Here is a 13,845-nt window from a genome sequence, read left to right on the forward strand (position 1 = left end):
TCTGGATCATATTGGATAATCAACACCCTTGATGATGAGCATCAAACAGGTGAAACGGTTAGCAGGATGACAAATGATACTGCAATAGTAAAAGGATTAATTACAGATCATCTCGCTAATTTTCTAACAGGTATGATTTCGATTATTGGATCGATTATCGTTTTGTTTATATTAGATTGGAAAATGACCTTACTCATGCTCATTGCAATTCCGCTTTCATTTATGATATTAGTTCCACTTGGAAGAAAAATGCATCAGGTCTCAAAAGGAACGCAGGATGAAACTGCACGATTTACCTCGGTAATTCAGCAGGTATTATCAGAAGTACGACTGGTTAAAGCTTGGAATGCTGAAATGATTGAATACAATAATGGTAAGAAAAGAATTGCTCAATTATTATCAATATGGGTTAAAAGAGGCAAAAATCCAGGCAATGATCGCCCCGCTTATTGGTCTAGTCATTATGTTATTACTAGTAGTTATTCTAGGTTACGGTGGAATGAGAGTCTCTTCAGGTGCTTTAACAGCCGGGGATTTAGTTGCGTTTATTATGTATTTATTTCAGATCGTGATGCCTATGGGACAATTAACCTTCTTCTTTACTCAATTTCAGAAAGCAACAGGGGCAACTGAACGAATTATTTCTATTTTAGAAATGGATAAAGAAGATAATGATTCAGAACAAAAAGTTCAAAATGTAAATCAATCCATTACAGTGGACCATTTAAGCTTTTCCTATAAAAATGGAGAAAATGTTCTTAAGGATATAAGCTTTTCGGTAGAGCCAGGAAAGGTTACAGCCATTGTAGGTCCCAGCGGTAGCGGAAGAACGACACTCGTTATTGCCCATCGCTTATCAACTGTTATTGATGCTGACCAAATTCTGTTTTTTGAAAAGGGGAAAATTACAGGGAGCGGTACACATGAGGAGCTTATACAAACCCACTCCTTATATCGTGAGTTTGCAACACAGCAATTAAGAATGAGAGAACCAGTTTAATTATACATGCAGGGACATCGGCAAAGCTGTAATCATAGCTACAAAACCGGATCAACAGTAAAAGATTTGTGGCCTGGTGTGAGCTTTTTGATTTTAGGATATGGGAAAGCAGAGATGTGGAATGAATGCGGACAAGGTGTGAACATAATCGTCGTTATATCCTACAAATATCGCATAATTCAACAAGATTCACCGATTAAATTGCGTGAATTGTCGTACTGTTTTTGCGCAAATTTTCTTGCTTTTGCCTTATACTAAAATTACAGAGTTTGGAACAAGGAGGGTGATATTCATGGTACTTACAATGAAAAGTAAATATCTGCGAAACAAGCTCCTTATTAGATATAATGAATTACTTTTACTTATGCTTGCAAGGATATTAATGGTATGGCCTTTAACTATAAAGCATTTTCAAAAGTTGACGTCCAGCACTTTTGCTGCTTTGACATTCGTGATAAATGTAGAGTTTTTTCTTAGCTCGTTATTCGTGCAAATGCAAAAGCTACGGAAGCGTACAAAGTCAGCGAAACGACTATTGAAAGGGCGTCCTACAAGTCAGGAAAGGAAGGTGGGATGCACGTAAAAGCCTGCTAATTTAGTTGTGAGTGTGACTAACAAATCAACGACGGGGAGGAAAAAGCAATGAATACAAATCTTGAAATGAGAGTTTTTATGTATTATAGGGAGGGGATGCTTCAGTCAATCTACCCGCAAGAAACGGATAAGCATGGTCAGGAACAACAGTCTCACCTTCACAGAAATAGAAACAAGAAAACCCTCTTTATTAGAGAAAATCAAGAGAGGTTGAAGGTGAGAATGGAGAACGACACCAAGGCATCACAGGCGTTAGGCCGAACAGCATCGAAAACGGGCATTAGGTTTTGCATTAATATAGAGAAGCGGGAGTGGGACACAAGCTAAAAGTAGTGTATCAGTAAAGGCTTCCTTCTGTTCTAATCTTTTTACTTGGCTGCATCGCGATCTTCTGAATTCGCTATAATGAAAGAGAGACTCTGAAGATGGCTATGAATCCAATTAACTTTATTTCCATGTTTGCTGTTAGCCTTATAACAAGAAAATCGGAAACTTCTACTCCAAGAACAGCCAGACAATCCGCTTAAAATTAAACAAGGCTCCCATGTATCTAGGAGCCTTGTTCACAATTCCCTCCATTTTTGCAATATCGGATTGCTTCTTCCCATGTCATAGCTAGACGTGTGATATCTTCCTCTACAAGTTCAGTCCCTATTTGTACTTCGATAAATTCAAGTGGTGTAATGGCTTTTACCCCATGCTTTGCACCAAGAGGGATTTGAAGAACATCGCCAATTGTGACATAGGAGAGTTTGTCTTCTAAAATAAACTCTCCAGAACCAGAAGTGATTACCCAGATTTCTTTTCTTTTATGATGTAATTGATAGCTTATATTCTTACCAGGCAACAGCTTGATTTTTTTCGTTAGTGTTTCTATTTTGTTTTCCATCTTCGAATGATCCAAAACGCTATAGGTTCCCCATCTTTTTTCTTCATATAATGGTCTTTTAGGAACGTTATTGATGATTTGTTTAATTCTACTCGAATTTTTTTTGCTTGCAACAAGAATCCCATCCAGGCTTGCGGCTACGATAATATTGGGTACATCAATAACATTAACGGGATAAGGAAGCTCATTGACTACGTGTGTATTTATTGAGTCATCTGAAATTTGACCTAAACCGATGACGCTGTTTCCAAGATAATCTACTAATGCATCCCAGCTACCTAGGTCTTTCCAGGTACCATTATAGGGAATTACAATAGAATGACGGTTTTTTTCTACGACTTCATAATCAAAGCCTAACTCAGGTAGATGTTCATACAGATTAAGCATGTCTTCATAAAGAAGTGGGAAGCTTTTGCTTTTTAAGTGAGAAAGCATAAACTTGATAGGAAAGGCGAAAACTCCACAATTCCATAAGGCATTATTTTTTATCAGGCGGCGCGCTTTCCTTTCGTCAGGTTTCTCAACGAATGTAGCAATGGGGTGATAGTCTATTCTGTTGTTCATTTTAGGAACAATATAACCGAACTGATTAGATGGATACATAGGAGTAGTTCCGAGAAGGGCAAGATCTGCCTGAGATTGAATGAGGATATCTGGTAGTTTATTCAATATTTCAAAGAAATCTGTCTTGACGAACAAATCAACTGGAATAACACAGACGATTTCATCTGCCTTTACATGAATCTTTGAATGAAGATAAGTTATGGCCAAAGCGGCAGCAGTGAAAGTTCCTTTTTTATAGGGTTCACTGATTATAGGAATACTGTCGCCAACGTGGTTTTTCATAATTTCAATTTGGCTTTTATGTGTAACAATATACGTAGATTGAAGCAGTCCAACTGAATCCAATTGTCTGCATACCCTCTGTATCATTGATTCCCTACTGCCATCCTCTTTTCTTAATAGCTTAAGAAATATTTTTGACCTCACCTCATTGGACAGCGGCCAAAGCCTTTTACCGGAACCGCCGGATAGTAATGTAATTTTCAAAGCTATTCCCCCTGAAGTTATAGTCAAAGTTGTCCTTTTTTTGCAAACAAGTGGAAACATATATGTGATATAGGGTATTTGCTATTTATCATTGTTTTTTTGTATTGCTCCGTCTACCTTTGATCGATACACTTTTTTTGAAATACCATTTTCGTGCATGCAAAGATATGGACCTATATTTTTTTGATAATTTTTTTACATTTAATTTTGATATTTTCGTAACGTTTCTGCTTAAAGCCTTGTTCAAAGCTTTTTTTAGAATGAATTGACCGGGATAAGTTGAGCAGAGGAAATTTCCATACGTTTCAAATTCTGAGAAGGTTATTTGCTTCGATTTGTCGATGCTTCGTATTATAGCTGTATACCAACTTGTTTTATGCTTAGATTCAATTGCTCTTTTTAACGCCGACACTTTTGATTTTTCAAATAGCATATAGTGGGTAACAAAAGATGAACGTGCTGCTCTCTTTTTTCCTAACAGCTTTTTGTATGTTTTAAAGTACTCAGCATGGCTCCAGTTTCTATAATAAAACACCGTTTTTTGATTCTGTCTAAATACATGTGGGCGAATCAGCACTGTATCGGCATCAATTACCAGGTAAAATTTCTGGGAACATAATGAATCACCACTTAATTTTAAAAGTTGCTGAAAAAGCCAGCCTGATCTATTCCACCTGTTAGTACGATAATTAATATTTTTTTTTGTAATTGGCAGGACAGAATTTTCATTAACAAATCTACATCCTTTTCGCATACACAAGTTTTTGATTTTTTTGCTATTCGGGGCAACGATTATAATTTCGCCAATAGGATGCTTTACATTTTTTTTAACTCCATCAATTACAAAAGGGAGAGTTCTCAAATCCTTCTCGATAGCAGGGATTAGAACATCTATTTTGGTCCTGCTGACCAATTGATTCTTTGTTGCGGACACCATTTTTTCACCTCCATTTGCAAGTATCTACGCTATGATATGTCGAGTTAGGGTCAAGCAATTGTGCTAAGGTGGACAATGAAAAAAATGTGCCAAGTTCCGGTCCATAACAAAAAGGAAGTCCCTCATATAAAGGAACTCCCTTTTTACGTATTAATCCAGCACTTTTCCTTTGGTTTCCGGTACGCATATCAACATCGTGATAAGACCGATTGGATAAATTAAAAAAATTAATGACATCGCTCCAAAAAGGCTTCCGCCAGTTGCCAGTATCCCAATAATTACAGGACCGAATCCAGCCAATCCACGTCCTGTACCGAAGATGAAGTTCTCTGCTGTTGAACGGGCTTCTGCCGGATAGTTTTCTGCTAATACAGCTCCGAATCCGCCCATCATGCCATTAGCGAAAAAGCCGAGTAATGCGCTTCCCCATAATAATAAGGTGGCATCCTTGAGTAAGAAGAAATAAACCAAGCAGTACACCGTACCGCCTATATAATACAGGGTAAATGTTTTTCGGCGTCCAATTTTATCAGCCAAGAAACCAAATACTGCAATTCCAATCAGCATGCCAATCGTGGAAATAAACATCCAGCCACTGGCCTTTGCTAATGTATAGCCATACTTATTGGCCAAGATGGTAGGCATCCAGGTAAAAATCCCATAATACCCGAAGTTTTGAATAAACGACATGATAATTAATCCAATTGTTGTAATAGTGATTTGTTTATTTGTAAACAATTTGCTCAGAGGAAATTTCTTCATGCCTTCCAGTTGTGTGGCTTCTTCTGCTGTTAAAGTACCTTGTATGGCCTTCATCTGTAATTGTTTTTTATATTGCTGCTTCTTTTCCCACAGTTTTGGTTCGCTTAAGCTTTTACGAACGTATACTGCCAGTAGTGCCGGAATTAATCCGAATAAGAATACAGCCCTCCAGCCGAAATATGGAACGATTAGAGCTGGTAATAACGATGCGACCAGCACCCCGAATTGCCAGCCTAATGCTACAACAGAGGTTGCTTTTGCACGCATATCTTTTGACCATGTTTCCGTTACAATTGCCATCCCAATTCCAAATTCCCCGCCGACACCCATGCCTACTAAAAATCGAAGAAATAATAATTGCCAATAATCGGTTGCGAAATAAATAAGTGCAGTGGCTACGGAGAATAATAAAATCGATACAGCCATAGTTCGAATCCGGCCGAATAAATCAGCTAGAAATCCGAATAAATAAGATCCCACCAGCATGCCGACTGTTGTAGCCAGTGTAAGATTGCCGCCCTGTGCAGGCGTTAAGTGAAACTCCTGCAAAATGTACACGAGCACAAAGGACAGTAACAGCATATCCAGTCCTTCTGCTGCGTAGCCAAGTACAGAACCAAACAGCGTTTTATACCGTTTCGACCTGGATTCAACTACAGCTTCTTTCGTTTTTGCTGGTACATACTGCACTTCGTCTGTCACATTCATCATTACTCCTCCTACTATTCACATACAGTCGCTATGGAAGAATAATAAAAGCCTTCTCACCTTAGCAGGCAAGAAGGCTAAATAAACATAATAATCCCTACAAAAAGGATTCGTACGTTTAATCCGGCTTCCTTCTCAACCTCACGGGGCTGTGTTAAAGGACTGTAATAGATTTGTTTTATTTGTAACATTCTTTTGGCCTATTGTCAAATCATTTTCGTCATACCGGTAAATAAGAAAAAGGCTAAGGGATGTAGCAACATCTCTTAGCCTTTTCGAGTAATAAAATTTAGATTCTGATTATATTTGGAAAATACGCTCAATTTTCTCGACTTATCTATATACATTTGGTTTGATAAATTGACAAACTTTTGTGGTAGGAGGTAAGAAAAGACGGAAGGGTTACAATCACATTTCTTCCTTATATTTAAAATATTTTAAAAATAAAGTTTTATCCATTTGTCCTATTCAATCATTTCGAAAGTATGCTATAGTACTTTAAGCACATGAAAATCGTTAATATTAAGAAAAAGGCAAACTCGTTGAAAGGCGAGGACGCAAAGCTACGGGTCTAAGGCTGCATGCTGCAGCTATGATAGCCGGGTTGCCAAACCGAAGGCGAGGTAGGCTGTCGGATGGCAGGCTTCTTTTTTTTGAGCTAACTCTTTATTTTTAAAATGGGGAGGATTCTATCGTAATGACTAACAGTCTTAGGAAAAAACTAACGTATGTGATGTGCATATTGCTTATTGTGAGTCTTGCCTCGGTTTTTGTAGCGAGCTATTGGAGTTCTTCACGGCTTCTGGAAACTAGCTTGAATAAAGAAGCTGAACTGGGAGCGGACAACCTATCGCTGAAAATCGATCAGTTTTTCCAGAAGAAAATCGCGATTATCGAAACGGTAGGTAAACTAATTTCTGGAGAAAAAGAAAAAGACTTAGAATTGATTCAGCAGGCTCAGAAACAAAATCCTGAGTTTGAAACATTTTTCTTCTCTTACGATTTGAGCGGGAAAAAAGTTATTAACTTCAAAGGTGAAGAGACAGACGTTTCTGATCGTTCCCATTTTCGGGAGGCTGGAGAAGGGAAAGGGAAGATTGTTGTATCTGAACCAGTCGTTTCAAAGCGAACAGGCAATAACATCGTTACTATTATAGTACCGTTGATGAGAAACAACCTACAGTATGGTTATATGGGATCAACTATCCCGATTAACGAAATTCAGAAAACAGTTGCTGAAGAGAAATTTAGCGAGCATGGCTACGCTTTTTTGGTTAGTAAAAAAGGGAGTTATATCTGGCACCCGCAAAAGGAACTTATTTTAAAGGAATCGGTGCTCAAGTCAAACATTCCGGAGATTCAAACTGCTTTTAACAAGATCCAAAAAGGCGAGCAAGGGGTAATCCAGTATCATAAAGACAATGTGGAACATATCGCTTCTTATGCTTCTACTTTACAAAACTGGGGTGTATACATCACTGCACCGACTAAAGAACTATACGCTCCAATTACGAAGCTCTCTCTAAATCTAATTGTGATTTCTGCATTAGCTTTGATAATTAGTATCGGTTTGGTTTATCTGCTTTCAGTACAGCTTGTCCGACCCATCCAAAGACTGAATCGAGCGGTCAAGGGAGTTGCCGAGGGTGATTTAACAAATACATTAACCGTACATGGAAAAGATGAAATTGCAGTGCTTTCCCACGATTTTAACAAAACAGTAGCTCACCTGAAGGATTTAATTCAGGGTGTCACAGTATCATCGGACCAGGTACTAAAGGTGACCGGTGAAGTATCTACAGGTATTGAGAGCGCAATGAACAATGTTCGCCAAATCAATTCCTCTGTCCGCCAGATTGCGGAAGGTGCAAAGGTGCAGGCTGCCAGTTCACAGGAGGTAGCTATATCGATGAACGATATGGCAAGCGGAATAGTGAAGGTGGCAGAGACATCTTCTAAGGTGTCTGAATCGGCTCAAGAGGCGACCCAGCAAGCAGAGCAAGGTACAACTGTGGTCGAGCAAGCCGTGAAGCAAATGAATAGCATAGGTGAAGGAGCGACAAAGGCGGCATCTGCTATTGAACGTTTAAATGACCGTTCCAAAGAAATCGAAGCAATTTTGGATACCATCACAGGACTAACCTCCCAGATTAATCTGCTTGCACTGAACGCCTCAATTGAAGCGGCGAGGGCAGGTGAACACGGCCGAGGTTTTGCAGTCGTAGCCGGGGAAGTAAAGAAGCTGGCAAATCAATCCGAAGAGTCAGCAGGAAAAATAGCAGAATTAATTAGCGAAACCCAGCAAGACACGTTCAATGCTGTAAATGTGATCAACTCAAGCAGCCGGGATGTACAGGCTGGCATCGAACTTATTGAAGAAGTACGCATGAAATTTGCAAATATCCTAAACGCGTCGCGCAATGTAGCGGATCATATTCTCGAAGTGTCGGCCGCTTATGAGCAAATGTCAGCAGGTTCCCAAGAGGTAAGTGCTTCTGTAGAGGAAATGAACCACATTGCCAAACATGCGTCTGAAGACACAAAAAATGCGGCCAATGCTACCGAAGAACAAAACTTAGCAATCGAAATTATTTCTAATTCGGTTCAGGAGTTAAAAGATGTTGTTGAAGAGCTGCAACAGAAGCTAGGAAAGTTCAAGCTTTAACAAAATAAGAGAATGAAAAATATCACACCTGTTGATTATCCATAAGGAAAAGACCACCACAAACATGTGTCGATTTATCAAATCAGATGTATATATAGGAGGAGAAAATTATGAAAAAATATCAAAAACTATGGATAGCCGGTGTAATGGCTGTTTCGCTACTAGGGACAAGCTTTACAGCTACCGCTTCTGCAAACGTAGTTACGGAACAAACTGTAAAACAGGAAGTCCAGAAAAATAACAAGTACGAATCTCGTCTTGATGCCATTATTGAGAGGGGATATATTCTAATCGGTACTCCTGGGGATTACAAGCCCTTTACATATTTGAATCCAACAACAGGGCAATACGAAGGATATGACATTGATGCGATGAAGGAATTTGCCAAAAGCTTAGGAGTCGAAGCGCGTTTTGTACAAACGTCCTGGTCTACATTGATGGACGATTTGCTGGCAAATAAATTCGATATTGCTGTTGGAGGCGTTACCCGTAACACGGATAGACAGAAGCAAGCATATTTAAGCCAGGGATACATTCAGTTTGGCAAGGCTCCGTTAATTCGAGCAGAGGATAAAGATAAATATAAAACAATTGAAGATATCAATAAGCCAGGGGTGCGCATTGGGGTCAATCCAGGGGGAACCAACGAAAAATTCGTTCGTGAGCATCTGAAAAATGCAAATGTAACTGTTGTACAAAATAACTTGGATATCCCGGGCCTTGTAGCCAATGGTACGTATGACGTGATGATAACCGATACACTTGAAGCGCTTATTTATGCAAAAGCGGATTCCCGTTTGTATGCGGCTTTGACTGACAGTCCGTTTACTAAGAGTGAAAAAGGTTACATGATTCCACGTGGAGATTTTATCTTCGCCAGCTATTTGAACCTGTGGATGGATGAAATGAAGTTACAAGGTAAATTTGACGAGCTTTATAATAAATGGATTAAATAAATCTTATTATCGGGGCTGACTCCAAAGGTTATGAGTCAGCCCCGATGCCTTTTTTAATAGATAAGAGCCTTTTTTCGACGAACCAGCTTATTGATTTAAGTTACGGTAAAGTAAAATTATGGTAAAATTGTGATGAGAGAAGGAAAAGACTACCACAATGGGACACAAACAAGGCTTTTCATTTCCCTTCCCGAGCTATTGCCTGAGAATTAAAGCATAAGCGCCATGAGCCATGGTGTTACACATAATGTGATGAGTGCTGCGAGAATCATTGACAGACTGGAAATTGTCCCCGCAATTGAACTAAACTCGAAAGCCTTGGACGTCCCGGCTCCGTGGGCACTCGTACCGAGCAGCACCCCCCGGGCAATCTCGTTCTCAATTCGCAGCAACCGGATGACGATAGGCCCGATTACAGCGCCCATCAAACCGGTCATAATGACGAACACGGCTGTAATGGCCGGTACCCCGCCGATCGTTTCGGATACACCCATTGCGATCGGTGTAGTAACAGAACGGGGAATCAGGCTGTCAACGATTTGTGTATTCAAATGCAGTCCTCTAGCAAGGAAGAGTGATGAAACAATGGCTACAACAGAGCCTGATAGCACGCTGACAAGAATTTCGGTCGCGTGCTTTTTCAGTATGTTGAAATATTTATAAAGCGGCACTGCGAATGCGATAGTAGCCGGTTGAAGCATATTGCTTAACCACTGTGCACCTGTGTTGTATGATTCATATGAGATATGAGTCCAGAGCAAGAAGGCGACGATAAGCAAAGGAGTAGTAAGCAGCGGAGATAAATATACTTTTGGTTTGGTTTTATAGCACCATTTCGCCCCCCAGTACAATCCAATCGTGAGTATAAGGCTGAAAAGTGCGAGTATCATGAGCTTTTTTGCTCCTTTCGTTCAGCGATTTTATTGGCCAGCAATCCCGTACAGGCCATTACGATGATTGTGCTGAGAGTAATGACAAAAACAACACGCACACCATTATCCACCAGAATATGCTGGTATTTTATAATACCGACAGCAGATGGGATAAAAAATAACAACAGTTCCGCCAACAGCCACTTCGCGCCTAGTTCAATCCATTCCAGCCGAATGATTTTTGTTTGTAGAAGGACAAAAATAACAATGATGCCTAAAATACTGCCAGGAATTTTCCAGTGCAAGACCTCTACGAACTTGTTCATAATAAGGGAAAAGACGCATAAGAGGATGATTTGTCCCATCCCTTTCATTATTGTTACCAATTCCGTTCGCTCCTTTCAGTGAAAAGTGTACAATATCTATGCTCATAGGTAAAATGCATATATAGAATACATACCATTCATTTCATCTATGGCAAGTGAGGGGGGATAGAAGATGGACGTACGGCATTTGCAATATTTCTTGAAGGTGGCACATTATAAAAATTTTACGAAAGCTGCACAAGACTTGTACATCACGCAGCCAACCATTAGTAAGATGATTAAAAATATCGAAGAAGAACTGGGGGTTGTACTATTCAATCGTTCAGGTAAACAGGTGGAATTGACAGATGCAGGTCAGGCCATCTTCATTCAGGCACAGGATATCGTGAACTCATTTCAAAATTTGTCGTCTGAGCTGGATGATTTGCGCAAACTAAAAAAAGGATTTATTCGAATAGGTCTTCCTCCTATGATTGGTTCTAGTTTCTTTCCGAAAGTAATTGGGAAATTCCATGAACAATACCCTGAGATTATGCTTCAGCTTGTAGAGGACGGAGCAAAAAAAGTAGGTACAGATGTCGAAAATGGTGTGTTAGATATTGGGGTTGTATTATCGCCGACGAACGAGGAGATTTTTCACTCGTTTTCCCTTGTTAAGGAGAAGCTGAAGCTGCTTGTCCATCCGTCCCATCGGCTAGCGAACAGGGAAGCAGTAGCGTTAACCGAGCTGGCGCAGGAAGCGTTCGTATTTTTCCGCGAAGATTTTGCGCTCCATGATCGGATTATCGCAGAATGTGTGCAGGCAGGCTTTCAGCCGCATGTGATATATGAAAGCTCACAATGGGATTTTATTAGCGAGATGGTGGCAGCCAATCTTGGCGTTGCTTTTCTTCCTGAGCCGATTTGCCGGGAGCTTGATACGGAACGGATTCGGGTACTGCCGCTTATCGATCCGGTCATTCCATGGCATCTTGTCATGATTTGGCGTAAAGACCGCTACCTTTCATTTGCCGCTAGAGAGTGGATTCGTTTTACACAGGATCTTTTTCTCAAGAAAAGGTTGATATGAGACAATTCCCGTTACATGATATGCTTGTAAATATATAATAACTTTAGGGAAGCTTGATTATAGTACACAAAACAAAGCGCAGGTTATCGTAATTGATAATCTGTGCTTTGTTTTGCAAGTCCATTGAAAAGCGCTTATAGCATGTTCTTTTGATATAATATACCTACCATCATTTCGTAGATTTTGATTCATAGGGGATGGCGTTATGTTTACAGTACCTGGGTATGAAATCCACGAGGTCATTCTTGAAGACCAGCATATTGTCGTTGCTTATGCTACATGTACGCAAACCGCATGCAATGTAATAGTGAAAATGGTAAAAGAAGGCCCGAGAACGATTATTGAAAACGCTAAATTAATGCATGAATTTGAGATAGCTGGTGTTCTGGATATTCCGGAAATCGTAAAACCGCTGGTGCTTTTAAGACAGGGGAATTCACTGGTTATTATTTTGCAATCAATTAAAGGAGTAACATTACGGCATTATTTCCGCTCTCATCGTGTCTCATCTCGGAATTTTATTCAGCTTGCTATTCGAATTTCACGTGTTCTGGATAAGCTGAACCAGCATCATGTTCTACATATGAACATTAGACCTGATACGATCATAATAGAGCCTAACTCTACACATATATATGTCACTGGCTTTGGCTATGCCGTTCGTACAGAAGGCGAAAGGCGCAACATCCCGTTATTAGAGGGTAGCCCGCCTTATATGTCACCAGAGCGCAACGCACGGATGAACGGTATGATTGATGTGAGGTCGGATTTGTATTCACTGGGTATTACTTTTTATGAATTGCTAAGCGGTAGAATGCCATTTCATGCTAGCGATCCGCTTGAATGGGCTCATGCCCATCTCGCTATAGAGCCGCTGCCTTTGGCAGGGGAATCCCCCCCTATACCAGAATCCATATCTCGTATAATCTTAAAACTGCTCGCTAAAACGGCAGAAGAGCGCTATCAGAGTCCTGGCCAGCTAATAGAGGATTTGGAAAAATGTCTGCATCAGCTGGAAGCAGAGGAAATATATGAATCAGGGAAGAATGCTCTCCAGCATAATATGCCGCGTTTGGATTCTCGCCTTCGGCTGACCAAGGAACAGACAAGCGTCACAAAGACAGAATCGAGTGTTCCAATGATAAGCTTTGGCTATGCCCGAATGCTTGATTTAGCGGCGCTCATGAAAGCTTCAAAGGCTTTTTCAGAAGAAAAGGAGCCTGAACAGCTTATGCGCACTTTAATGAATATTATATTGGAGGATGCAGGGGCCCAGCGGGGATGTTTAGTCAGGGTTATAGGGGAAGCGCTGTATGTAGAAGCCGCTGTCGAAGCGGGAGGGGGAGTCGCTATTTTTGAAACTGTTCCCCTTGATGAATACGATGGTGTATGCCATGAGCTTGTTCGCTGCGTTGCCGTTACAAAGGATCTAGTTATTGTAAACGATGCGTATAAGGAAGGCAAGTTTGTGAATACTTCCTATGTGGTCCGGCGCCGACCTAAATCGCTCCTTGGATTACCTATTTATATTCAAGGTATACTGACGTGCATTCTTTATTTGGAGAACAATCTTATCCGGGGTGCATTCGGGTTTGATTCCTATGAGGTTTTGCATATGCTTGCTTCTCAGGCGGTTTATGTTAAAAAGCAACAGTTTTCTTTAGAAGGGATAAGGAAGCTGAAAAATGGTGGGCATATATTTTCGCCTTCAACCCATCTTCTGACGGACCGTGAGATAGAAGTGATACGTCTGATGGCAGTAGGCCTATCGAATAAGGAGATCGCGGATCGCTTATTCATAGCGACGGGCACGGTTCATGTTCATATCAAGCATATTTATGCCAAGCTGAAGGTCAACCGCCGGGTTCAGGCGGTAACCCAGGCAGCCGTACTTGGCTTATTGGAAGATATATAATTTTGTTTTGACCGGGCAGGAGCATCTGGAGCTGAGCTTAACTGGTAATAAGAAAAGCTCGTAGGGGAGAATACCTTCTTATTCATTAAAAAAAGGGAATTT

10 protein-coding genes, 1 pseudogene and 1 riboswitch are annotated in these 13,845 nt (G+C 40.4%); of the genes and pseudogenes, 6 read left to right on the forward strand and 5 right to left on the reverse strand.

Annotated elements, in window-relative coordinates:
* Both HMPREF0083_RS27215 and HMPREF0083_RS11735 read left to right on the forward strand, forming a co-directional pair.
* Positions 1–1,000, forward strand: a pseudogene (locus HMPREF0083_RS27215) (ABC transporter transmembrane domain-containing protein); the annotation flags it as partial.
* A gap of 642 nt (positions 1,001–1,642) precedes the next feature.
* Positions 1,643–1,921, forward strand: coding sequence for a hypothetical protein (locus HMPREF0083_RS11735; protein ID WP_021621587.1), 279 nt, complete (start codon positions 1,643–1,645; stop codon positions 1,919–1,921).
* 223 nt (positions 1,922–2,144) lie between these two features.
* Here HMPREF0083_RS11735 and HMPREF0083_RS11740 read toward each other — a convergent pair whose 3' ends face one another.
* The 3 genes from HMPREF0083_RS11740 to HMPREF0083_RS11750 form a co-directional block, all read right to left on the reverse strand.
* On the reverse strand, positions 2,145–3,533 hold the full coding sequence (locus tag HMPREF0083_RS11740; protein WP_040302485.1) for a sugar phosphate nucleotidyltransferase: 1,389 nt from the start codon (positions 3,531–3,533) through the stop codon (positions 2,145–2,147).
* Between the two features lie 88 nt (positions 3,534–3,621).
* A complete protein-coding gene (locus tag HMPREF0083_RS11745; protein WP_021621589.1) occupies positions 3,622–4,470 on the reverse strand; it encodes a DUF6492 family protein in 849 nt (282 codons plus the stop codon).
* A 150-nt stretch (positions 4,471–4,620) separates the two neighbouring features.
* On the reverse strand, positions 4,621–5,943 hold the full coding sequence (locus HMPREF0083_RS11750) for an MFS transporter (RefSeq protein WP_021621590.1): 1,323 nt from the start codon (positions 5,941–5,943) through the stop codon (positions 4,621–4,623).
* 519 nt (positions 5,944–6,462) lie between these two features.
* Positions 6,463–6,552, forward strand: a riboswitch (cyclic di-GMP riboswitch).
* Between the two features lie 85 nt (positions 6,553–6,637).
* On the opposite strand from HMPREF0083_RS11750, the gene HMPREF0083_RS11755 reads away from it, so the two are divergent.
* Both HMPREF0083_RS11755 and HMPREF0083_RS11760 read left to right on the forward strand, forming a co-directional pair.
* The gene (locus tag HMPREF0083_RS11755) at positions 6,638–8,605 is read left to right on the forward strand and encodes a methyl-accepting chemotaxis protein (protein WP_021621591.1); all 1,968 of its coding nucleotides are present in this window, start codon (positions 6,638–6,640) and stop codon (positions 8,603–8,605) included.
* A gap of 110 nt (positions 8,606–8,715) precedes the next feature.
* Positions 8,716–9,561, forward strand: a complete 846-nt coding sequence (locus HMPREF0083_RS11760) for a transporter substrate-binding domain-containing protein (RefSeq protein ID WP_021621592.1) — start codon at positions 8,716–8,718, stop codon at positions 9,559–9,561.
* 209 nt (positions 9,562–9,770) lie between these two features.
* Here HMPREF0083_RS11760 and HMPREF0083_RS11765 read toward each other — a convergent pair whose 3' ends face one another.
* On the reverse strand, positions 9,771–10,451 hold the full coding sequence (locus HMPREF0083_RS11765; protein WP_021621593.1) for a CidB/LrgB family autolysis modulator: 681 nt from the start codon (positions 10,449–10,451) through the stop codon (positions 9,771–9,773).
* Positions 10,448–10,819 (reverse strand): CidA/LrgA family protein, encoded by a 372-nt coding sequence (locus HMPREF0083_RS11770; RefSeq protein WP_040302488.1) that lies wholly within the window; start codon positions 10,817–10,819, stop codon positions 10,448–10,450. Before HMPREF0083_RS11770 ends, HMPREF0083_RS11765 begins: the two co-directional genes overlap by 4 nt.
* Positions 10,820–10,931: 112 nt before the next feature.
* On the opposite strand from HMPREF0083_RS11770, the gene cidR reads away from it, so the two are divergent.
* Together cidR and HMPREF0083_RS29745 are read left to right on the forward strand one after the other, a co-directional pair.
* On the forward strand, positions 10,932–11,828 hold the full coding sequence (cidR, locus tag HMPREF0083_RS11775) for a cidABC operon transcriptional activator CidR (protein ID WP_021621595.1): 897 nt from the start codon (positions 10,932–10,934) through the stop codon (positions 11,826–11,828).
* Positions 11,829–12,033: 205 nt separating this feature from the next.
* The gene (locus tag HMPREF0083_RS29745) at positions 12,034–13,743 is read left to right on the forward strand and encodes a protein kinase domain-containing protein (RefSeq protein WP_021621596.1); all 1,710 of its coding nucleotides are present in this window, start codon (positions 12,034–12,036) and stop codon (positions 13,741–13,743) included.
* Positions 13,744–13,845: the final 102 nt, after the last annotated feature.

Origin of the sequence: Aneurinibacillus aneurinilyticus ATCC 12856, from assembly GCF_000466385.1 — a bacterium.
Lineage (GTDB): Bacteria > Bacillota > Bacilli > Aneurinibacillales > Aneurinibacillaceae > Aneurinibacillus > Aneurinibacillus aneurinilyticus.

Bases quoted from the DNA above. Each gene is read 5' to 3' on its own strand.
- HMPREF0083_RS11735 (WP_021621587.1), top strand. From the start codon at position 1,643: ATGAATACAAATCTTGAAATGAGAGTTTTTATGTATTATAGGGAGGGG.
- HMPREF0083_RS11750 (WP_021621590.1), bottom strand. From the start codon at position 5,943: ATGATGAATGTGACAGACGAAGTGCAGTATGTACCAGCAAAAACGAAA.
- HMPREF0083_RS11755 (WP_021621591.1), top strand. From the start codon at position 6,638: ATGACTAACAGTCTTAGGAAAAAACTAACGTATGTGATGTGCATATTG.
- HMPREF0083_RS11760 (WP_021621592.1), top strand. From the start codon at position 8,716: ATGAAAAAATATCAAAAACTATGGATAGCCGGTGTAATGGCTGTTTCG.
- HMPREF0083_RS11745 (WP_021621589.1), bottom strand. From the start codon at position 4,470: ATGGTGTCCGCAACAAAGAATCAATTGGTCAGCAGGACCAAAATAGAT.
- HMPREF0083_RS29745 (WP_021621596.1), top strand. From the start codon at position 12,034: ATGTTTACAGTACCTGGGTATGAAATCCACGAGGTCATTCTTGAAGAC.
- cidR (WP_021621595.1), top strand. From the start codon at position 10,932: ATGGACGTACGGCATTTGCAATATTTCTTGAAGGTGGCACATTATAAA.
- HMPREF0083_RS11765 (WP_021621593.1), bottom strand. From the start codon at position 10,451: ATGATACTCGCACTTTTCAGCCTTATACTCACGATTGGATTGTACTGG.